Source organism: Arcicella sp. GW822-FHT02H01 (genome assembly GCF_058802005.1).
On the sequence record NZ_JBXANT010000001.1, the window covers coordinates 3,705,726 to 3,727,915 of the forward strand.

Here is a 22,190-nt window from a genome sequence, read left to right on the forward strand (position 1 = left end):
CGACTGAAGTCGCCAGCTAATAGAAATGAAATATATTTATTCAGCTAGCAAATTAATCATTTCAAGGAGTTCATCGTCTATATTTTTAACCTTATGATGATTTTCTTGATTAAAAATATATCTTTTTACTTTTCCTACATTTTGTGGACTTACCGAAAATACTCCATAGCCATCTTGCCATTGAAAATGATTATTCACAAATCCAGATTCATTTATCCATTTAGAAGATTCTCCTTTTAAAACTTTGATTATTTCAGCTACTGTTTGAGTCGATTTCATCTTGAAAAGACAGTGTAAATGGTCTTCCACTCCATTGATTATTTCAAGTTGGATGTTTTTATTATGAGCATGGTTTCTGATATGCTCAAATAGTTTGTACCGAAAAGATTTGTGTAAACAGGGTTCTCTGTGTTTTGTTGTCCAGATAGTATGGACATAGATGTAGATTAAATTTCCTGTCATAGGATAATGTTTTTGAGGTGTATCTTTTACTGGCAAAATAAATTTCTATTAGCGTGCGACTTAAGTCGCACGCTAATAGAAAAGAGGAATTAAATACCTAAAATTTTCTTATTCAATTCCACATCAGCACCACCGCCAGCAAAATCATCAAATACTTTCGATGTTGCCTGAATAATGTGTGAATCAATAAATGGAGCACCTTCAGTAGCACCTTGAACAGGATCTTTAATAGCACATTCCCATTCTAACACTGCCCAACCATCATAACCATATTGTGTTAATTTAGAGAAAATAGAGCCAAAATCAACCTGACCATCGCCTAAAGAACGGAAACGACCAGCACGATTTACCCATGACTGATAACCACCGTAAACACCTTGTTTTCCTGTTGGATTAAACTCAGCGTCTTTTACGTGGAACATCTTGATTCTTTCGTGATAGAAATCGATGTATTGTAAATAATCCAAGCATTGCAATACAAAGTGAGATGGGTCGTAAAGCAAGTTAGCACGTTTATGATTGCCTACTTTTTCTAAGAACATTTCGAACGTAACGCCATCATGCAAATCTTCACCTGGGTGGATTTCGTAGCAAAGGTCAACACCTGCTTCGTCGAAGGCATTCAAAATTGGTAACCAACGATTTCCTAATTCTGTAAAGCCTTGATCAACTAAACCAGCAGGACGTTGTGGCCAAGGATATACTGTATGCCACATCAAAGCACCAGAGAAGGTAGCATGAGCATTCAAACCTAGGTTTTGAGAAGCTTTCGCTGCCCATTTCAATTGCTGAACTGCCCACTCTGTACGTGCTTTAGGGTTACCTTTTACTGAATCTGGAGCAAATCCATCGAACATCACATCATAAGCAGGGTTTACTGCTACTAGCTGTCCTTGTAAGTGTGTTGAAAGCTCAGTGATTTGGATACCCTTATCAGCCAATTTACCTTTCAGCTCATCACAATACGTTTTTGATTCTGCCGCTAATTGTAAATCAATCGCACGAGCATCCCAAGTAGGAATTTGTACACCTTTGTATCCCAAATCAGCTACCCAAGAAGTAATTGAATCAAGGGTATTAAAAGGTTCTGTATTATCTAAAAATTGAGCTAAAAATATAGCTGGTCCTTTGATTGTTTTCATGTGTTTATTGAGTGATTGAGTGAGTTGTGATTGAGTGATTATTATTAATAAACACAAAATCGGCAAGTCATTAAAACCTAAAAACAGAATTTTATTTACTATTTATGCTAACAGTTTTTCTAGCCTTAGCGAGTATTTTCAAAATTTCATAACCTTCATTTATTAGACTTCTAACTCGTTGATCTTCATAAAACTTGGCATCTACTGCATATTCCAACCAAAATAGCTTTCATCAAGCTCTTCAATGACAATGCTAATTTTAGCATAGAACTCATTTTTACTTCTAGCTCTTCTTACAGCCCTATAATTTGCCACTGATGAAGAAGAACTACGAATAAGCTGTTTGGCAATATTTTTAGCAGAAACAGTTTTTGAAAATAAATTATCACACAAAGTCATACAGCGTAATCCAAATGCTTTTATGCGTGTAAAGACGAGTTCTGCAAATTCGTCTTTTGGAAGATAATCATTATTGTCCATAAGTTTGAAGGTGTAAAATAAGATTGGTGATTCAGTTAATCACTAAATCACCAATCACTCACTCACTAAATACTAAACCTTCACCCAGCTTTGGCTTCTGTGGCTATCAAGGATTCTTTCGCAGATTAATAATTCTCTGTAACCGTCTGCAAAAGTAGGATAGTTTGGTTTTTCTGGTTGTTTGCCCTCGGCAATGGCAGCATATACTTCTTTGAACAATTGTTTAGAAGTATCAGGGAAGCCCTCGTTGTGTCCACCAGGGAAAGTCATCAAAGCACTAGCTTCTGGATAAGCTAAAGAAGGGTCACGCATTAACGATTGGTTGTAACCATCACGGTTACCAATCCAAAGCTCGTTTGGTGCTTCTGAATTGAATGCAAATGTTTTTTTGCCACCAGAAATTTCTAATTTCAATTGGTTTTTACGTCCCGCTGAAACTTGTGATACCGTTACTGAACCACGATTTCCGTTGTCAAAACGCAATAATACGTTGGCGTGGTCTTCAGTAGTGATAGGTACATCAGCATAATCTTCTGGCTGAAGCATTTTACCTGAATAGGTTTCTACTGGCTTCAATGGCTTCTTACGAGTTTTGTGGATAGTATTAAAATCAGCCATTACTTCAACTGTTTTTAAGCCAGTAATATACTCGATAATATCCATTAAGTGCGAACCAATATCAGCAATAGCACGCGAATCACCAGATTTGTCTGGTTCTAAACGCCAGTTATAATCTGTTTCATAAAATAACCAGTCTTGTAAATAAGAACCGATTACTGAATATACTTCACCTAAATCACCTTTTTCACGCATTGTTTTCATTTGGCGAACCAAAGGATAATAACGCAAATTGAAGTGAACCGCATTTACCAAGCCTGTTTCAGAAGCTAATGCTACTAATTCTTCTGCTTCGTGTAAATCTTTGGCTAATGGCTTTTCGCAAACAACGTGTTTCCCTGCCAATAAAGCAGCTTTAGATTGCGAATAATGTAAGAAGTTTGGCGTACAGATATGAACACAAACAATGTCTTCCATTGCTAATAGTTGTTCAAATGTACAAGGACGTTCGATGCCTAATTGTGTAGCCTTGGCAGTAGCTAATTCGATATTTACTTCACAAAGAGCAGTTACTTCCACATTCGGAAGTCTTCTAAGAGCTTCGATGTGCGCGGGTCCAATAAAACCGGTACCGACTACACCAACTTTAATTTTTGACATGAGTTAAATATTTGGATTTGGGGATAATAAATTTATTTTGATTGTTTTATATGTGTGTTTCTCGTGAATATATCCACAAAAAATACTTTTATTATTTAGAAATTAAATTGGAAACATCCCAAAGTTGCCACTTTTTCTTTTTGATATTACCTTCATTTTTTTTCAGAAGTGATAGAAAAAGAGATAAACCCAGAGGCTCATTACCATTTGCATGCACTAATACTAAACTTCCCTGTTTTATCAACTGACCTTTCGCAAGCCATGCGTCACTACCGAGGGGCAATAGTCCATAAGAAAGAATCTGGTCAAAGATAGGCTTGCTAGAAACCAAACCCGGAAATCTAAAATATATTGAGGGAACAAGACCGTTTATTAGCATGGCTTGTTCGTTTAAAAATACTTCGTTGGCAATGACTGTTCCTTTTTCAAGTAAGAAATTATCTATCAACGGTAATTTTGGGTCATAATGATGATTGAAGCTATGGTTAACCCAAGTAATCTCTAAATTCCCAGCAGTTTCCTGACTAATCAACCATTTCAAATCATCCTGATGGCTTTTCATCCATAATCCTGTTACGGTAATCGTAATAGGCACAGGGCGTTCGGACACTTCAAAACCTTTGATGACACTCGTGAAAAAGTTTCTTGCCAGAGGTTTGGTAGAAGGACATAAATCTACAGTCAAACTAAACCCATTGAGGGTTGAATCGCTTTTTTCGATGCCAGCATCTTGTAGTCTATAATCCTTTCCCTTTTCAAAATTCCACGCTTGGATATATTTACTTTTTTGATACCCTTGCAATATCTCTTCCCATTGGAGGGGTTGTACAGCTACATTTCTAACAATACTGGTTTTTAATGTATTAGAGTTAATACCCAGATACATCACATTACCATTTTGCACCCATTTCCGCACAATCAAACCTTCTGAGTATTTCCCAAAAAACACTTGATAATCAGCAAGCTGAGCCAATGATTTTGTAAAACATACAACTGTAAGCGTAAAAATTAAGCAATATTTCATCTTAAATAGAGATAGATTTTCTTCAATTTCAGATTGCGTTCACACAAAAATAGAAAAGACTTTAAATAAAATTATGTTGTTTTGTCTGTTCAGTTTTATGAATAATTTTCAAATTTACAGAATAAATAATACCCTGCTAATATTTTTTAGAATTAGCAGGGTATATTAATGTATCAAAACGATAAAATGATTTTTCTTCCTTAATAAAGCTAGTCTAGCATACTTCAACCAAAACGCTAGCTATTACTTTATTTCACCAATATTCCTCTTTTTATTTCTACTCTGTCAGGCAAAATCATGGCTGAAGGATAGCTTTCTTTGATGTTTACAAAGTATCTTTCGGCATCCATTCTATTGAGGAAATCGCCAATTTTTACTTTATAAATGGGTTGTTGATAACTAAGGTAAGGGAATATCTCTGGGTAAGTTTGGTAAGTATAAATTTTAGCATCATCAGCCGCTTTTCTATCGTTACCCACATAAATTTGAATGCGGAAACCATTAGCATAGCGTACTCCTTTGTTTCTGACTGAAATAGTATCTAAAATAGCATCCAGTTTCTTATTGATGTGCATGGGTTGTTCTGTTAAATAACCCTTTTTTGACTTATTTTTATCATCACTTAAGGTATCCCCAGCTTCGTTTAGTTTTTTATACTTGGGTAAATATTCCGACAAATCCTCCTCATAAATTTTGTCTAATTTTTTATGAGATGTTTTTGAATTAGAAGCACCCGAGGACGACCCTTTGCTAGAAACTACCTTCGAAGAACAAGCACTTAGAATGACTAAAAATATGTATAAACAAATTGAAAGGAAACGTTGCATATAAAATTGAGTTTTTCAAATAGACTTTTGGTGGCATTAGAAAAGAAGAATTCATCAAAGATACAATTTTTGACAAAAACTTGAAATACCCTTTACTCATTGTAACTTTGTTTGCTGTATTGTACTGAGTTAATCCTGATTTTTGATTTATAAATACCCATGAATATTCAACAAAATATTTCTTTAAAACCCTTCAATACTTTTGGTCTGGAAGCTTCTGCACAATATTTCGTTGAAGTAAGTACAGTACAGGATTTAAAAAATATACTTCAAAATCCTGATTTCAAGAAACTTGATAAATTATTCTTAGGCGGAGGAAGCAACCTTTTACTGACTAAAGATTACGAAGGATTAGTAGTAAAAATTGCCTTGAAGGGTATAGAAAAAGTTTTTGAAGATGAAAACCACATTCATATCCAAGCTGGTGCTGGAGAAATTTGGCATCAATTTGTGATGTATTGTGTTGAAAATAATTATGCAGGCATTGAAAATCTTTCTTTGATTCCTGGTACGGTAGGAGCGGCTCCTATGCAAAATATCGGTGCTTATGGGGTGGAAATAAAAGATGTTTTTCAAGAATTGCAGGCACTTAATTTAGAAACCCTTGAAATAGAAACATTTAATTTAACCGATTGCCAGTTTGGTTATCGTGAAAGTGTGTTTAAACATACTTTAAAAGGTAAGTACGTCATTACATCTGTTACTTTCAAACTAAACAAAGTACCAACTTTTAAAATAGCCTATGGTGATATTCAGAAAACTTTAGCGGAAATGAATGTCACTGAACTGTCTATCAAAGCTGTCAGCGATGCCGTAATAGCTATTCGTAAAAGCAAACTGCCAGACCCTGCCGAAATTGGTAATTCTGGAAGTTTCTTTAAAAACCCAGAAATTCCGCTAACGCAATATCAAAAATTATTGATAGATTTTCCGACATTGCCAAGTTATCCAATTAACGAAACCACTGTAAAAGTACCAGCAGGTTGGTTGATAGAACAGGCAGGTTGGAAGGGCTTTAGGGATGGACAAATTGGCGTTCATGTTCGTCAGGCTTTGGTTTTAGTAAACTATGGTGGCGGAAATGGGAATGATATTAAAGCCCTTGCCGAAAAAGTACAGCAATCAATTGTGGATAAATTTGGTATCAAATTGAGTCCAGAAGTAAATTATATATAATAATATCTCAAAACATGAATATCCCAAAATTAAAACATACCGAAACCAATAATTTTTTCTTAATGGCAGGAAGTTGTGCTATCGAAAGCCGTGATTTAGCCTATGAAATTGCAGAAAAAATTAAAGGACTGACAGACCAATTTGGTATTCCTTATATTTTTAAAGGGTCGTACCGTAAAGCTAACCGTACTAAATTAGATTCTTTTACAGGGATTGGTGATATCGCTGCTTTAGAGATTTTACAGGAAATTGGTAATCATTACGACTTACCAACGGTGACAGATATTCATGAGTCGCAAGAAGCTGAAATGGCTGCGAAGTATGTAGATGTATTGCAGATACCTGCTTTTTTATGTCGCCAGACAGATTTATTGGCTGCTGCTGCACGTACGGGCAAAGCAGTAAACATCAAAAAAGGACAATTTATGGCAGGTATTTCTATGAAATTTGCGGTTGAAAAAATCCTTCATGAAAACCCTTCAGCACAGGTATTTTTAACAGACCGTGGTAATTCTTTTGGTTATGGCGATTTAGTCGTAGACTACCGTAATATCCCAGAAATGCAAGCACATGGTGTGCCTGTAGTGATGGACTGCACACACTCTTTACAAAGACCCAACCAAACAACGGGCGTAACGGGTGGTCAACCAAAAATGATTGAAACTATTGCGAAGGCGGCTATTGCTGTAGGAGCAGATGGTATTTTTATCGAAACACACCCGAATCCTGCTATCGCAAAATCTGATGGGGCAAATATGTTGCCTTTGGATAAATTAGAAGAATTATTAGAAAAATTAGTGAGAGTACGTCAAGCAGTGATTTAAGTGATGAGTTGTGAGTTTTGAGTGATGAGCTAGTGTATTAAAGTGTTGATATGCTGTGATTTATATTAACATTATAACAATGTTTATTTTACATTGACCACTTAATTATTAAATTAGGGATTGTTTGATTATTTTTATCTAAGGTATATAAGTCGAATCATAAGAAGAGCAATGAGTATGGATTACTCTTGCTCTTTTTAGATTAGGTATATTCAATTCATTCAAGTTATTTTGTTTTTCAACGCTTATTCTTCAAAAACAATGTTCAGAAAATCCTTTTTACTAGCTTCTATTAGTGTTTTCCTTTCTTTTTGCACCATCAGTGCTACGATACCTCATGGCTTAAATAGCAATTTTCAAGAGCCTGTAACCAAAACCGCAAAAGACTTTCCAGAGAAGTTTGAAACTGCCTCAAAAGGTCGTTATGAAACTGATGTAATAAGTACTGCTGCGGGTGAATGGAATTTGGATAATGCCATGATTGGTAGTGCCGAAAACGACTTGAAAAATGGGGAAAAGTCTGTCAGAATGAAAGAGAATGCCAAATTGACGATGAACTTTGATATTATAACAGGTATTCAGCTAGTGAAATTCAAGTATGGCGTTTATGGAGCAGATGAGGAGGCAAGTTTTGAGCTTTGGATTTCGACCAATGCGGGTAAGACTTGGATGAAAATGGGAAAGGCTATCAAGACTAAGGATAAGAAGTTAAAATCAGTATCTTTTGAAGTAAATTTCACCAAGCCAAGTAGGATTGAAATTAGAAAAACAGATGGTACAGCCAATCGATTAAATATTGATGATATTAGCATTGTTACCTATTCAAGCACTGCTAAACCAAGTAATGTTGCTCCTGTTGCCACGACTACAGTTCAAGAACCAGTTACAGTTAATGTAGTTTCTAAGCCTACGCGTGATGATAATTTAGCGTTAGGTAATCCTTCAAAAGCGGTGACTAATACGTCATCCCCTAATAATTATTTATTGTCAAAAAATGCCTACACACTTTCGTATAATAAAAGTAAAAACATTGCTAATTGGGTTTCTTGGCATTTAAGCAAAGCTTGGAAAGGCGATGCCGCTCGCCAAAATAATTTCCGACCAGATAATACTTTGCCAACAGGATGGTATCAAGTTACTCCAAGAGACTACTCGGATGCAGGATTTGATAGAGGTCATTTATGTCCTTCGGACGACCGTGATGGAAGTCCAGAAGAAAACCAAGAAACCTTTTTCATGACAAATATGGTTCCACAAGCGCCTGAGAATAACCGTGGTATCTGGAAACATTTAGAAGAATACACACGGACTTTAATTGACCAAGGCAATGAATTATACATATTAGCAGGTACTTTAGGTGAAGGTGGTACTGGGAGCAACGGAAGTGCCAAAGCAATTGGTAAAAATAATAATATATTGGTGCCAGCGTCTATCTGGAAAATAATTGTGGTATTGCCTGTTGGGGATAAAGATGTGGCTCGTATCAATGCTAAAACTAGGATAATTGCTGTAAATATGCCCAACCATAATGCAATAGGGGCAGACGACTGGAAAAAATATAGAACATCGGTAGATGAATTAGAACGCCTTACGGGCTATGATTTTTTGTCTAATGTACCAACGAGCGTCCAAGCAGTTATTGAAGCAGGAGTTGATAAATAATGATTGTTAGCTAGATAATTGAAATAAAATGCCAAAAATCACATTAGAAACCATCATACAATCAGATATTGAAATCTGTTTTGATTTATCTAGGAGCATAGATTTACACAAAATTTCTACTGCTCATACGAATGAAAATGCGATTGATGGAACAACGACAGGTCTTATCAATTTGGGAGAGACTGTCACTTGGGAGGCAAAACATTTTGGTATCAAACAACAATTGACATCAATCATAACAGCATTTAGTTATCCAAATCATTTTAGAGACGAACAGCTTAAAGGTATTTTTAAATCATTTGTTCATGAACACTTGTTTGAGGTAAAAGGGGAAAACGTTATGATGAAAGATGTTTTCACCTTTGAATCTCCTTGTGGAATATTGGGTGAAATTGTCAATAAGATAATACTCACAAAGTACCTTACTAAATTACTGGAAGATAGAAATAAAGTTATTAAAGAATACGCTGAAACAGATTTGTGGAAATTAGTGTTGAATAGAAAATAATATTTCAAAGATGCCGTATAAATTCCTTCAAGTAAATAAAATATTTTAAGTTTTTTTAAGAAAAAATCAGGGGAAAAGTATTTTAAATTGTCGTGATTTTAACAATTAAAGAATTAATTTTGCGTTTGTATTTAATTGAGAAAATTATATCTCATTATTGCCATTGTTATATGAAACGATTTATACTTTTAACCACCATAATATGCGGTTCATCTTTGGGTGTTACTGCCCAAACTGTTGATAGCCTGAAGTTTATCACAATTACGCCGACTGGTGCAATAAGAAATGTAAATTGGTTAGAAAAAAATACAATAGGCGAAATAGGCGTTGAATTAAAGCTTAAACCAACTAAAAAATTAAACGTTAGTTTTGGTACAGCTATTTTTAAAACAATAGGCCAGAGCATCATCAACCCATCACCACCGCTTGCTTTTACTTCTGTTTTTGATAAACCTGGAAGTGGTAGCTTTCTTTCTTCTTCTCCTAAAACAGCCTATAGTGGCGGTTTTATCAATGTAGACGTAGGAGTTCCTTTTAAACTAAGTGATAGCTCTCATGTTTCTATTGAGCCTTTCTTAGGACTTGAAGCTAAAATATGGGGACGTTCTACCGATTATGGTACAGAGACCAGTCCTTTGCTAGTTGAAGAAAAATACAAATTTCTCTCTCCCTCTTTCGGAGCTAAGTTGAATTATGCTACTAAATCTAAAGTGAAACTTTCTTTAAGAATATCAGGTAGCTATCCACTTATCTCAAAATTGAAATTGGATGAAAAGAATCTTAACTTGCCCAATGCAGAATTAGACTTAAAAAGACAATTATCTCCATCCGTAGAAATTGGGGCAAAAATCAAAAAGCTAACGATTAAGCTTCGTTATGAACGAATCAATTTTGGTTCGTCAGATTCTTTAAGAGGTTTTGCTGCACCTGCTTCAAAAGCCAATGTGTCTGGCGTTTCGGTTAGTTATGATTTCTAGCTGTTTTAGCTTTAAGCTATCAGCAATGAGCTTTGAGCTTTTAAAAGAGCATAAACTCAATACTTAAAGCTAAAGGCTCATTGTTCCTTTTTAGCTTTTTATTAAAATAGCAAGAATTAAAATGAAATTTACCCATGAGTCTAAACGCTCATAGCTCATAGCTCATAGCTCATAGCTCATAGCTCATAGCTCATAGCTAGTTCTGCGTTCCCTGCTTAATCGACTCATAATCAGTTTTCAAGCGACCCATTTCTCTAGCAATAAATGTTTGCAATTGTGTATTAAATGTCTTTTTGTCTTCCTCGTTCAAAGAAGCATAAAAATCTTTTAATTCTTGATTGATAGCGGCACGTTCCTCTGCTGAAGCAGCATTAATTGAACGCATGTGATATTGTTTGAAATTAAAATCCATGAAGGTTAATTTGAAAATTTGAGATATGTTGATTTGAAATAGTCAAAACCAACAATTCTGAAACGAGTTAGCTTAATTTTTCGAACTACAAAGTTAGAATATTCACTGTAAATAAAAGAGATTATTGAACGATGATTTCGAAACAGAGGTATTCCTTACCCAAAATATGAAGCCTAAATCCTCCTCTTATTGCTCCCAAACCAAAAGAAAAGCTAGAACCTCTCTCTTTAAAGCTTAATGCTGATAAATTTTGTTGTAAATTGCAGGCTAATTCAGAAAATGGCTAAAAATATATCTTGTATCATCTTTTGAATAAAGGGCTGACGCTTATTTAGATAACAGCTTGCTATTAACCGACAATCCGTGCCAAAGCACACATAATTTCCCACTGAATTTGGGTTCGTTGAAATGAAAACTAAAACATTACGTAAGAATAAAGTAAATATAGTAACACTGGGTTGTAGTAAAAATCTAGTGGATTCAGAAGTAATTTATACGCAATTAAAAGGCAATGGCATGAATGTTACGCATGAGTCTAAAAAAGACGATGCCAACGTTGTAATTGTAAATACTTGTGGATTTATTGATAATGCCAAACAAGAATCTATTGATACTATTTTAAGATATGTTGATGCCAAAGAGTCAGGTATTATCGATAAATTATATGTAACTGGTTGTTTGTCACACCGTTACAAAGATGAATTAGAAGCTGAAATTCCTATGGTTGATGCTTTCTTTGGTACAAATGAATTGCCACGTTTACTAAAAACATTAAAGGCAGATTATAAGCATGAATTAATTGGCGAACGTTTATTGACTACGCCAACACACTATGCTTATCTGAAAATTGCGGAAGGTTGCGACCGCCCTTGTTCTTTCTGTGCTATTCCTTTAATGCGTGGTGGACACGTTTCTCGTTCTATCGAAGACTTAGTAATTGAAGCTAAATCATTGGTAAAACGTGGTACGAAAGAATTGATTTTGATAGCCCAAGATTTAACCTACTACGGATTAGATATTTACAAAAAGCGTAATCTTTCTGAATTATTAGAACGATTTGCTGATATTGAAGGGCTTGATTGGATTCGTTTACAATATGCTTATCCAGCAGGCTTCCCAATGGATGTATTGGATACGATGGCGAAATATCCAAACATCTGTAAATACTTGGATATGCCTTTGCAAAGTGGCTCAACAGAAGTATTAAAGAGAATGCGTAGAGGAATTACCCGTGAAAAAACCGAAGATTTAATCAATATTATTCGTGATAAAGTGCCTGGAATTGCTTTAAGAACGACTTTGATTTCAGGACACCCAGGTGAAACAGAAGCTGATTTTGAAGAAACATATCAGTTTGTAGAGAAAATGCGTTTCGACCGTCTGGGCGTATTTACCTATTCGCATGAAGACGACACACACTCACATTCTTTTGAAGATGATGTACCTGCTGAAGTAAAACAAGAACGTGCTGATGAGATAATGGCTTTACAACAGGATATTTCGATGGAACTAAATCAGCAGAGAATCGGGAATACTTATAAAGTATTGTTTGATAGAAAAGAGGGTGGATACTTTATCGGAAGAACACAATTTGATTCACCAGAGGTAGATAATGAAGTATTAGTTCCTGCTAGTCAATATGTACGTTTGGGTGATTTTGCTAATGTAAAAGTAAATCGTGCCGAAGAATTTGATTTGTACGGGGAAGTGGTTTTATAATTTGAAAATTTGAGGATTTGAAGATTTGAAAATATTATAAAGTATGGATGTTTGATTTTTATCATCTTTCCTCGCATTTACAATTTTCAAATTTTCAAATCCTCAAATTTTCAAATTTTCAAATTTTCAAATCAAGTATTTATCCTACCAAGTTACGATAATCTTCACGAGATTTGATGATGATTTGGTGAGCAACTTCTGCACCATATACCTCATCAATATCAACCGCTACTTGCTCTTCACCTGGAATATTTTTATACGTCAAGAAATAGTGAACCAAACGATCAATAATTGGTTTTGGGCATTGAGAAATGTCTGTCCAACTTCCATACAATGAATCGCCTTTCAATACCGCAATAATTTTATCATCAGCTTCTCCTTTATCAATCATTCTGATTCCACCGATTGGAATAGCCTGACAGATGATATCTCCATGCGTAATAGTACGTTCAGAAAGCACCAAAATATCTAATGGGTCACCATCGCCAGATTCAATCACTTTTCCTGATTGCTCACGAGCAAACTCTGCTGTGTGTTCTCCACAATAAGTCTGAGGAAGGAAGCCATACAAGGCAGGAACGATGTTAGAGAATTTTTGAGGACGGTCGATTTTCAAATAACCAGTCTCTTTGTCGATTTCATACTTTACAGTATCAGTCGATACAATTTCGATGAAAGCAGTCACTACTTTCGGCATGCCGTCTCCAATCTGGATACCATGCCACGGATGGGCTTTATAAAAGTTTCTTTGCATACTAATGGGTTGGTAGTGGATGGATGGTGGTGTGTGAGGAATACCTGTTTTAATCACTTTCTCAACCGGCTTTTTAACTCTTGGTTTTTTTTTCATACCACGCTCGAATCGGCACTTACTACTTTTTTGAAATTTTGTAATATTTGTTCTTGTAAAACTTCAACAGGTTGCGTTAAATAGGTTGAAGCATGGGCAAATATAGTCGAAATAAAACAAATTTTGTCGTCTGTTTCTAAAAATAACTGTTCAATTGGAATAGATGAAATGTTTTTACTAGCGTTGGATTGAGAATTCAATAAGGCACTTCCTAAGGAAATATAAAATTGATGCTGAACTAGTTGAGCACAAATCTGGCTATTATTATTAAATCCATGAACAATGAGTGGAACTTTGGGCTTTAATCTCTTTTTCAAGGTAATTAACTCAGAAAATGCCTTTACACAATGGATAATCACAGGTTTTTGTAACGTTTCAGCCAAATGTATTTGCCGGATAAAAACCTCCTCTTGAATATTCATATCCAAATCTATTAGCCTATCCAGCCCGCATTCGCCTATGGCTAATACATTGGGGTGCTTTGCTAATTGTGTTAACTCTTCAAAATCTTTATCTATACTTTCTTTTTTTATATACCATGGATGTAAACCTACCGAAAACTTTCCCTTAGATAAATCTAGCCAACCCGAGTCTGTTTGAGCATTTACAACAGATAGCGTATCCTTTTCTTCGGAAAAATGGTGAGTATGGATATTAATACAGGTTGGCATTTGAAAAATTGAGAAGGATTAATTATGCAGAAAGTAAAAAATAATCTCTGTAAATCTGCTAAAACAATCAGCGTGAATCTGTGGGTAAAAATACTATATAAATACAAGAGAATACCCATTTTTTACATGTAATCAATACATTCTATTTCAAAGAGGGGTAAGCATTCACAATTTTTCATTTAACAACGAAGAAAGAAAAAATAAACCTTTTCCGTAACTTTGTAAGAAGATTTGGAAATGCAAATCACATACATAACCAAACGACGTATTTCGTCGCATTCAGAAAACTCAGAAAATGATTTATCCTATAGTTGCTTACGGTGATTCCGTGCTTAGAAAAGTTGCCGTTGATATAGAAAAAGGCTCGATTGATGTAAAGAAGTTATCAGAAGATATGTTTGAAACCATGTACAATGCTTCTGGTGTAGGCTTAGCTGCTCCGCAGATTGGTCTAGCCATCAGAATGTTTGTAGTAGATGGTCGTCCTTTTAATGAAGGAGAAGATTTAGACGAAAGAGATAAAGACCCATCATTGGTGGATTTCAAAAAAGTATTTATCAATGCCGAAATCTTGGATGAGGATGGTGACGAATGGGCTTTTGAAGAAGGATGTCTGTCTATTCCAAATATCAGAGAAGACGTATATCGTCCAGAATTTGTTAAAATTAAATACCTAGATGTTGATTTTAAGGAGCATATCGAAGAATTTGAAGGCTTAGCTGCCCGTATTATTCAACATGAATACGACCATATTGATGGCGTACTTTTTACAGACCATTTAAGCCCTGTAAAGAAGAGAATGTTGAAAAATAAACTTGCTAATATTACAAAGGGTAATGTAAAAGTGGATTATAAGATGAAGTTCCCTAAGTAATCAAGTAGTGAGTTAAGAATTGTGAGTTGTGAATGACAAGCTGTCATTGCCTCTGTTCAGTGTTTATTTTATATAGATTACTTAAATTAACAAAGGTCTCATGAGAATAAAATCATGAGACCTTTGCTATTTACAATAGTTGCCTGTATCATTTCAAAAAATGGGCTTTCCTAATACAGAACAGGATTATTTATTGATTAGTTTTTGTTAATTTGTTAAAAACAATCAGCTTTTCATCCTTAATCATCCTGTAATGAGAAAAATATTTATTCTCCTCTTCGTCAGTTTTCAATTGTTGGCTCAAAAGCCAGTTGTTCTTCCAAGAAGTACGCCCGAAGCAGAAGGCGTTTCATCTGAAGCCATTATTAATTTTCTGGATGCTGCTTCAAAGAGCAAACACGAATTTCATAGTTTTATGATGCTTCGCCATGGTAAAGTAGTGGCCGAATCTTGGTGGAATCCTTATGCCAATGATTTAAAACATACGATGTATTCGGTCAGTAAAAGTTTTACGGCTACCGCTATAGGCTTTGCGGTAACAGAAAAAAAATTGAGTGTGGATGATAAAGTAATCTCTTTTTTCCCAGAAGATTTACCAACACAAATTAGTCCATATCTAGCAGAGCTAAAAATAAAAGATTTACTGACCATGAGCGTCGGACACGCAACTGACCCTACAGGCGAAATTGCTGGCAAAAATGAAAACTGGGTAAAAGCTTTCCTACGTACACCTATTGCCAATAAACCGGGGTCTAAATTTTTGTATAATTCAACGGCTACGTATATGCTATCAGCTATTGTACAGAAAGTAACAGGTCAAAAAGTCATTGATTACTTAAAGCCAAGACTTTTTGAACCTTTAGGCATTAGTGGGATAGATTGGGAAGTGGACCCTAAAGGCATCAATACGGGTGGGTGGGGATTACGCCTCAAAACAGAGGATATGGCTAAATTCGGTCAATTATTTCTACAAAAAGGAATGTGGAAAGGGAAGCAGGTCTTGCCAGCATCATGGGTTGAGGAGGCGTCGACTATGAAAATTATGCAAGACCCTAATGCCACACAAGCTAAAAAAGACTCTAGTGATTGGTTACAAGGATACTGCTATCAAATGTGGCGTTGTAGAAACAATGGTTTTAGGGGTGATGGAGCCAATGGACAGTTCATTATCGTTTTGCCAGAACAAGATGCCGTAATCATTGTTACAGCCGAAGCACCCGATATGCAAGGCGAATTTAATTTATTATGGAAGTACCTTTTACCTGCTTTCAAGGACAAAAAATTGCCAGCTAACCCTACGATGTTAGCTAAACTGAAAGAAAAAGCAGCGTCTTTGGCATTGGCTATCCCTAATAAAAGTAATAGTTCTGGCATAGAAGCGAAGGTTTCGGGCAAAACATTTGGGATGATTACGGGCGATAGAAGCTTTGAAAATATACAATTTAATTTCAGTGACGGTATTTGTAAGGTAGCTTTTAAAACTGATTCAGCAACTCATCAAATTCCTTTTGGTGCTGGAAAATGGGAATTGTCTGAAACTACCAAATTCGGGCCATATTTAGTAGCAGGAGCAAAAGCCAATAGGGTAGGATTGCCAGCCTTCAAAGTAGCAGGAAGTTATACATGGAAAGATGAAAATACCTTGATATTAACGCTACGCTATATCGAAAGTCCGCATACTGAAACCATCGTTTGTATTTTTGATGGCGAAAGTGTATCGGTTGATTTCCAGAGCATATTTACCATTAACCGAAAAAGAAGTATCTCTAAAGGCATTTTATTCAATAGTAGGGCGAATGCACCTAAGTTAATCGTCAGAGGTGATGATATGGGTTATTCACATTCAGGCAATGAAGCGTTGATAAAATCTTATAGAGAAGGTATCGAAACATCCATTGAAGTGATTGCGGCGTCGCCGTGGTTTCCAGAAGCTGTGAAATTATTAGCGGAAAATAAAACTGTGGACGTAGGATTGCATTTTGCCATTACCAGCGAATGGGATAATGTAAAATGGAGACCCCTCACTGAGGCAAAAAGCTTACGAAATGAGGATGGATATTTTTACCCAATGCTTTCTCATAATAATAATTACCCTAAACAAGCGGTATTGGACAACGATTGGAAGCTTCAAGACATTGAAAAAGAACTAAGAGCCCAAATTGAAATGGCATTGAAATATATTCCACGATTGAGTCACGTTTCTGGTCACATGGGTAGCACAGGCTTTACTCAGGAAGTAAAAAACATGGCAAGACGTATAGCCAAAGAGTATAAGCTGACGATGGTAGATGTAGACTCGATGAAGGATATTAATGTGGCTTATACTGGTTTTGACTTTAATAATAAAAGCACTGAGGATAGAATTGAAGCCTTTATTGCTATGCTAGATAAGCTACAAGATGGCAAAACCTATGTGTTTGTGGAACATCCTGGACTTGATAACGACGAACTTCGTGCTGTATATCATATCGGTTATGAAGATGTAGCCAAAGGGAGACAAGATGTGACGACTATTTTTACGAGTGAAAAAGTAAAAATGGCTATTCTAAACAAGGGGATACAATTGGTAAGTTATAAAGACGTAATTGAGGGAAAAAAATAAATAATAATCAATATTAATTTCCCTATATATACGATTTTAGCATCAATAAGGTACACTTTTACGCTAAAAAGATTCAACTTTGAAACTGATTTAGCCTAGTATGGCTTATTAAAGTATAAGAATCGTATTGAATGAAAAATATTATTATAGGGTTGCTTTTTGCAATGCTTTGGGCATCAGCATCAGCAGCCACCAAAATAGGGCTTTTATCAGCCCAACCTTTCGTAATCGGTAGTTGTAGATTTTTCTTGGCAGGCATTTTAATGTTAGGTTATAGCCACATTGTCAAGAAAAATCCCCTACCAAATACCCAAGAGTGGAAAAAAATCGCCATTTATGGTTTTTTGAATGTCACGGTATATTTAGGATGTTTTGTTGTAGCACTCAAACATGTGTCAGCAGGCATCGGAAGCTTAGCTGTGGCCACAAATCCACTCATTATTAGTGTTTTATCTGCCTTTTGGCTTGGTCGGTCTGTAAAAAGAACAGAAGTTTTTGGTTTAATACTGGGTATTTCAGGGGTAGCTATCGCTACTTACCCACTTTTGCAACAGAGTTTTGCCGATGTTGAGGGATTACTCATTCTTTCAGCCAGTATGATAGCCTATTCAGTAGGGACAGTTTATTATTCCGCTCAAACATGGCATCTGTCATTATCTACCATTAATGCTTGGCAAGTATTAATAGGAGGGTTTTTCCTATTGCCAATTACTTATTTCTTTACTGACTGGTCGCAGAATGTATATGACTTTAAATTTACGATGTCTGTGCTTTGGTTGGCTATTCCTGTATCCATCGGTGCAGTACAATTGTGGTTATATCTCCTCAAAATAGACCCCATAAAAGCCTCACTTTGGCTTTTCCTCAATCCGATTTTTGGTTTTATTTATGCATCATTGATTTTAGATGAACCTATTACCAGTTATACTTATATCGGAACGTCGTTAGTGATTGTTGGGTTATATTTAGCCCAGCGTGATAAACTAAATGCTTGAATTAATTGCCTGATTAGCTATTTTCTTGTATTTTGGTATAAATATTCCTTAATACTTTATGATCATATCTGCCTTACTCTTAAGAAATCTTTTGAAAATACTTTTTGCCTCGGTTTCCTTATTTGCTTGTAATTTGATTGATAATACATCAAATCTGTTTAAAAATGACTCTTGGCAAGATTTAACTTGTGATACAACTCAGTATGTAGATCAGTTGAGGGTGTATACACTTACCCAACCATTCTATTTAGCAGATACTTTGCTGAAACAAAATCTGAAAGCGAGGAATATTTATGTCGCCTTTGTCGACACATTGGGCAATATTCAGGCTACTGCGCTACAGGCAGGAGATGATGATGAAGATTCGGAAATTATCAATATGACGGGTTTCCCTGACTTGAATATTACTTGGCAAGAACAAGCTTATCTGTGGGCATTAGTAAAACAGCCTAGTTATTTATATAACCGATGGGAAAATATGCTTGGCGACGAACGTAAAACCTTTCTTGAAAAAAGAGATTCTGTATTGTCTATCATGAAACGCAAGTATCGCTCTATCAAAGTAGTTTCTGATTTGCGTTCTACAAGCCGTCAATTACATTATTTAGGGAAAAACAAAACGGCTACGCCAGTTTCAATGCACAATTTCGGTCTAGCCGCTGATTTTGCAATTTATAATCGCAAAGGACGGATGTCGAATAACTTAGTTTTTTATCGTCCTTTAGATAGCTTAACAGAAGCATTTGGTCTTACATGGGGAGGTAATTTTGTGGGCTTTATCGATTCAGGGCATATACAGTTGTATAAAAACGGAGCGGAATTACTAAGAAAATATCCTGATTTAGTATTTGAATTTGAACCTTTCAGACCAATGTACAACACATGGATGAACAAAATGATAGGCTGGGGCAAAGAAGAAAAAGCAGGGGATACGAAGGAACTATTGCAGGAACTGAATAAATTAAAGCAAGATAAACCATGCCAATGTATGGATAGCCAAAGTGATTTGCCTAATATTTTGATTGATAAAATACAATTACAATTGGCTACTTCGGATGGCTATCAGACAGAAAACGACTTATTATTGATTGGGGATTTATCTTCACAAACTGTAAGTTTAATTACGGCCAAAAGTAAAATTGCTTATCCTTTGGGTTTGTGGAAGTAGGGTTATTCAGGTTTAGAGATTAAACGGTAATAATAGGTAATATATTGAGGTTTAGAGAATATTAAGGTTTAGAGATTAAACAGAGGTAGAAAATAATTGGCAATAAGGGAATATCCTATGCCAATCATAGTAAAATATATTCTTACAAAGAAAGAGATTTCTCGATTTTAGTGAAATCCAAAGGCTTTTCTATAAATGAATCTGCACCTACACTCGTAGCAATTTCAAATAAATTCCCCATCGCACTAATCATAATAATTTTAGACTCGGGTGAAAGAGATTTTATCTCTTTTACACGGTCAATTCCATACCCATCTGGCAAATTGTTATCTAAGAACAACCAGTGAGGTTTTACCTCCAAAGCTTTTCCAATCCCTTCTTGGAGCGTCAAAGCATAAAATGAGGAAATACCTTTTCTTTTAAGAAAGTGTTTTAATAAAAGGCAGGTGTCTTTTTCATCATCGATAATTAAAGCTACGTTTTTCATGGCATTTGGCAGTCCAAATTTTAGTCTTGTCAGCCTTTTAAACACTAATGGTTATAGGAAACAGCATAAGATTTATGTTGAACTTTTTAAGTTTTACATATATGTTGAACAATAATAAAAAATCATGCCAGTGTAAAATAGTGATTATTAAAGTCAAAAGATAAATTCCACAATTTGAGGATTGTGTACCTCAAAACTATCCAAAAAAATAAGCATTTGATTGAGGTATGAAAATTTTAAGATGAGAAAGAAGAATAACGTTTTTATAGCTTTTACTATAGTCTATAAGACGAAGATATTAAAGATTCACACTAAAACAATTTTTATCATGTCAAACAACGCAAAAATTATTGTTGGAATTGCAGCGGCCGCAGCGGTTGGTGCAGCAATTGGGTTAGTATTCGCTCCTGAAAAAGGTTCTGATTTAAGAAAAATTGTAAAGAAAAATGCTAACACTTGGGCTGATGAATTATTAAGCATGATTCAGACAAGAGGAAATCAAGCTAAAGCCCTAGTTGAAGATGCTGAAAGCAGAGCTAAAAGTTGGAAGAACAAAGCTAAAGATGAATTTGAGCAAATAGCAGATAATACTGTTAACACTGTTAAGACGGCACAAAGAGATGTAGCAGGAGCTTAGTAGGATGTGAGCTGACCAAAAAAATACCTTTGGTAATTCCTTTTGGTCAGCTCGAACTTATTTAGGAGCTGTAATGCCATCGCATTACTTGTCAATTATTATCTCTAATCAAGTTTTACTCAATAAAATTATGACAGTTTTCGAACAAGTTAAAGATACTTCTGAAGACATCTTTGAACACGCTAAAGAATATATTGAGGCTCAGTGGAAGTTAGGTGTATTGAACGCGTCTTATAAAGCGGCAGATGGCATTACTAGTGCTGCTACAGCTTTGATTTTTATCGTAATAGGTATGATTGTATTATTGTTTATGAGTTTTTCTCTGGCGTTTTTTATTGGGCAACACTTCAATAGTTTCGCTCTTGGTTTTTTATACGTCGGAATTTTATATGTTGTGGTAGCTATTTTATTGTGGCTTTTGAAAGATAAGTATATAAAAGTGCCTTTAATAAATTCTTTTTTAAAGAAATTTTCTAGCGGAGATGAAAATACAAAACATTGAACAATATAGAGCTGAAAAGCTACGTCTTGAAAACCAAATAGTTGTTTCTAAAGCTCAACTAAGCCAGAGTTTTGAAAATCTTAAAGCTGAAATAAACCCAGTTCGTCAGATTGCAGGTGCTTCTCAGCAACTATTTGCTCAGAGTAATAAAAATAATGCACTAGTCAGTTTTGGGCTTAATATAGGCGTAGATGCCATATTGAGGAATTTAGTGTTGCGCAAAGCATCATGGATTACTCGTTTGGTCATTCCTTTTTTTGCCAAGAATCTGTTAAGTAATTACGTGGCCAACCACAAAGGCAATTTGGTGGAGGAGTCTGTTACATGGATTAAGGAAAAAGTAGCTCCAGCACATAAAGCCATAGAAATTCCATCAAAGCCTCGAAGAGGTTTGTTAGAAAAAGCATTAATGTGGGTTAAGGATGTTACTAGTGAAAAGCCTGAACCTGTGTTAAGAACAATATCAATAGATAACGTACCAATAAAAAAGAATAATCACCACGTAAGGAAAACTGTTTAGCTATTGACAGAAGGAAGTGTCGCGATTTCTAGCCAAAACTTTGTGAGGACTGTAATAATATCAGTAAGCTCAGTAAACGAGTTTGGTTTAACGATGTATGCATTGGCTCCATAAGAATAGCATAAGTTGATATCTTCTTGGGCCTTTGATGTTGTCAATATTATTACTGGTATATTTTTTAATAATGGATTTGCTTTTATTTCTTTAAGCGTTTCACGACCATCTTTTTTGGGCATATTCAAGTCCAAAATAAGGACTGAAGGCCTTGGAAATTCATGCTTATCAGAAAATTGACCTTCATTTTTTAAATACTCCAATACCTCTATACCATTTTCAACAAATTGAATAGGGATGTGTGATGCACAGTCATCAAAAGCAGATTTTACTAAAAACTTATCATCGTCATCGTCGTCAGCAATTAAGATTTCGTATCTTTTTTTCATTTTATAAATT

Annotated in this window: 24 protein-coding genes; 13 read left to right on the forward strand and 11 right to left on the reverse strand. The window is 35.3% G+C overall.

The genetic code is table 11. From position 1 onward, the window contains the following. Positions 1-36: 36 nt before the first annotated feature. From tnpA to AC1RNE_RS15520, 6 genes are all read right to left on the reverse strand, one after another. Entirely contained in the window at positions 37-462 is a 426-nt protein-coding gene (gene tnpA, locus AC1RNE_RS15495) for an IS200/IS605 family transposase (RefSeq protein WP_492802016.1), read from the reverse strand. An 89-nt stretch (positions 463-551) separates the two neighbouring features. Then, positions 552-1,604, reverse strand: coding sequence for a sugar phosphate isomerase/epimerase family protein (locus tag AC1RNE_RS15500; RefSeq protein ID WP_309912641.1), 1,053 nt, complete (start codon positions 1,602-1,604; stop codon positions 552-554). A 201-nt stretch (positions 1,605-1,805) separates the two neighbouring features. Further along, positions 1,806-2,084 (reverse strand): four helix bundle protein, encoded by a 279-nt coding sequence (locus AC1RNE_RS15505; RefSeq protein ID WP_492802018.1) that lies wholly within the window; start codon positions 2,082-2,084, stop codon positions 1,806-1,808. Positions 2,085-2,156: 72 nt separating this feature from the next. After that, complete coding sequence (locus AC1RNE_RS15510; protein ID WP_492802020.1) at positions 2,157-3,302, reverse strand: Gfo/Idh/MocA family protein; 1,146 nt, start codon at positions 3,300-3,302, stop codon at positions 2,157-2,159. A gap of 91 nt (positions 3,303-3,393) precedes the next feature. After that, a complete protein-coding gene (locus tag AC1RNE_RS15515; protein ID WP_492802021.1) occupies positions 3,394-4,326 on the reverse strand; it encodes a polysaccharide deacetylase family protein in 933 nt (310 codons plus the stop codon). Positions 4,327-4,574: 248 nt separating this feature from the next. Further along, positions 4,575-5,153: an SPOR domain-containing protein gene (locus AC1RNE_RS15520; RefSeq protein WP_492802022.1), complete on the reverse strand. Its 579-nt coding sequence runs from the start codon at positions 5,151-5,153 to the stop codon at positions 4,575-4,577. A gap of 159 nt (positions 5,154-5,312) precedes the next feature. Here AC1RNE_RS15520 and murB point away from each other — a divergent pair, with 159 nt between their 5' ends. The 5 genes from murB (at position 5,313) to AC1RNE_RS15545 (ending at position 10,300) form a co-directional block, all read left to right on the forward strand. Continuing rightward, positions 5,313-6,329: a UDP-N-acetylmuramate dehydrogenase gene (gene murB, locus AC1RNE_RS15525; RefSeq protein ID WP_492802023.1), complete on the forward strand. Its 1,017-nt coding sequence runs from the start codon at positions 5,313-5,315 to the stop codon at positions 6,327-6,329. Between the two features lie 14 nt (positions 6,330-6,343). Then, complete coding sequence (gene kdsA / locus AC1RNE_RS15530) at positions 6,344-7,153, forward strand: 3-deoxy-8-phosphooctulonate synthase (RefSeq protein WP_492802024.1); 810 nt, start codon at positions 6,344-6,346, stop codon at positions 7,151-7,153. Positions 7,154-7,414: 261 nt separating this feature from the next. Then, positions 7,415-8,815 carry a DNA/RNA non-specific endonuclease gene (locus AC1RNE_RS15535; RefSeq protein ID WP_492802026.1) on the forward strand — a complete coding sequence of 467 codons (1,401 nt, stop codon included), beginning with the start codon at positions 7,415-7,417 and terminating at the stop codon, positions 8,813-8,815. A 28-nt stretch (positions 8,816-8,843) separates the two neighbouring features. After that, the gene (locus AC1RNE_RS15540) at positions 8,844-9,323 is read left to right on the forward strand and encodes an SRPBCC family protein (protein ID WP_492802027.1); all 480 of its coding nucleotides are present in this window, start codon (positions 8,844-8,846) and stop codon (positions 9,321-9,323) included. 170 nt (positions 9,324-9,493) lie between these two features. Continuing rightward, positions 9,494-10,300: a hypothetical protein gene (locus AC1RNE_RS15545; RefSeq protein ID WP_492802029.1), complete on the forward strand. Its 807-nt coding sequence runs from the start codon at positions 9,494-9,496 to the stop codon at positions 10,298-10,300. Between the two features lie 196 nt (positions 10,301-10,496). Here AC1RNE_RS15545 and AC1RNE_RS15550 read toward each other — a convergent pair whose 3' ends face one another. Further along, a complete protein-coding gene (locus AC1RNE_RS15550; RefSeq protein ID WP_492802030.1) occupies positions 10,497-10,685 on the reverse strand; it encodes a hypothetical protein in 189 nt (62 codons plus the stop codon). A gap of 435 nt (positions 10,686-11,120) precedes the next feature. On the opposite strand from AC1RNE_RS15550, the gene rimO reads away from it, so the two are divergent. Next, complete coding sequence (gene rimO, locus AC1RNE_RS15555; RefSeq protein ID WP_492802031.1) at positions 11,121-12,431, forward strand: 30S ribosomal protein S12 methylthiotransferase RimO; 1,311 nt, start codon at positions 11,121-11,123, stop codon at positions 12,429-12,431. Between the two features lie 139 nt (positions 12,432-12,570). Here rimO and AC1RNE_RS15560 read toward each other — a convergent pair whose 3' ends face one another. Further along, on the reverse strand, positions 12,571-13,185 hold the full coding sequence (locus AC1RNE_RS15560) for an inorganic pyrophosphatase (protein ID WP_492803658.1): 615 nt from the start codon (positions 13,183-13,185) through the stop codon (positions 12,571-12,573). Positions 13,186-13,277: 92 nt separating this feature from the next. Then, complete coding sequence (locus AC1RNE_RS15565) at positions 13,278-13,952, reverse strand: TatD family hydrolase (protein ID WP_492802032.1); 675 nt, start codon at positions 13,950-13,952, stop codon at positions 13,278-13,280. Between the two features lie 295 nt (positions 13,953-14,247). Here AC1RNE_RS15565 and def point away from each other — a divergent pair, with 295 nt between their 5' ends. From def to AC1RNE_RS15585, 4 genes are all read left to right on the forward strand, one after another. Then, positions 14,248-14,826 (forward strand): peptide deformylase, encoded by a 579-nt coding sequence (def, locus tag AC1RNE_RS15570; RefSeq protein WP_492802034.1) that lies wholly within the window; start codon positions 14,248-14,250, stop codon positions 14,824-14,826. A 253-nt stretch (positions 14,827-15,079) separates the two neighbouring features. Further along, positions 15,080-17,428: a ChbG/HpnK family deacetylase gene (locus tag AC1RNE_RS15575; protein WP_492802036.1), complete on the forward strand. Its 2,349-nt coding sequence runs from the start codon at positions 15,080-15,082 to the stop codon at positions 17,426-17,428. 131 nt (positions 17,429-17,559) lie between these two features. Continuing rightward, positions 17,560-18,423: a DMT family transporter gene (locus AC1RNE_RS15580; protein ID WP_492802038.1), complete on the forward strand. Its 864-nt coding sequence runs from the start codon at positions 17,560-17,562 to the stop codon at positions 18,421-18,423. Between the two features lie 58 nt (positions 18,424-18,481). Next, positions 18,482-19,591 (forward strand): M15 family metallopeptidase, encoded by a 1,110-nt coding sequence (locus AC1RNE_RS15585; RefSeq protein ID WP_492802040.1) that lies wholly within the window; start codon positions 18,482-18,484, stop codon positions 19,589-19,591. A gap of 142 nt (positions 19,592-19,733) precedes the next feature. Here AC1RNE_RS15585 and AC1RNE_RS15590 read toward each other — a convergent pair whose 3' ends face one another. After that, positions 19,734-20,078 carry a response regulator gene (locus AC1RNE_RS15590; RefSeq protein WP_492802041.1) on the reverse strand — a complete coding sequence of 115 codons (345 nt, stop codon included), beginning with the start codon at positions 20,076-20,078 and terminating at the stop codon, positions 19,734-19,736. Positions 20,079-20,406: 328 nt separating this feature from the next. On the opposite strand from AC1RNE_RS15590, the gene AC1RNE_RS15595 reads away from it, so the two are divergent. From AC1RNE_RS15595 to AC1RNE_RS15605, 3 genes are all read left to right on the forward strand, one after another. Continuing rightward, positions 20,407-20,715, forward strand: a complete 309-nt coding sequence (locus AC1RNE_RS15595) for a YtxH domain-containing protein (protein WP_492802043.1) — start codon at positions 20,407-20,409, stop codon at positions 20,713-20,715. A 130-nt stretch (positions 20,716-20,845) separates the two neighbouring features. Then, positions 20,846-21,217, forward strand: a complete 372-nt coding sequence (locus tag AC1RNE_RS15600; RefSeq protein WP_492802044.1) for a hypothetical protein — start codon at positions 20,846-20,848, stop codon at positions 21,215-21,217. After that, complete coding sequence (locus AC1RNE_RS15605) at positions 21,198-21,737, forward strand: hypothetical protein (RefSeq protein ID WP_492802045.1); 540 nt, start codon at positions 21,198-21,200, stop codon at positions 21,735-21,737. Before AC1RNE_RS15600 ends, AC1RNE_RS15605 begins: the two co-directional genes overlap by 20 nt. On the opposite strand, the gene AC1RNE_RS15610 is transcribed toward AC1RNE_RS15605, so the two are convergent. Next, positions 21,734-22,180, reverse strand: coding sequence for a response regulator (locus AC1RNE_RS15610; protein WP_492802047.1), 447 nt, complete (start codon positions 22,178-22,180; stop codon positions 21,734-21,736). The genes AC1RNE_RS15605 and AC1RNE_RS15610 overlap by 4 nt on opposite strands. Between the last annotated feature and the right edge of the window lie 10 nt (positions 22,181-22,190).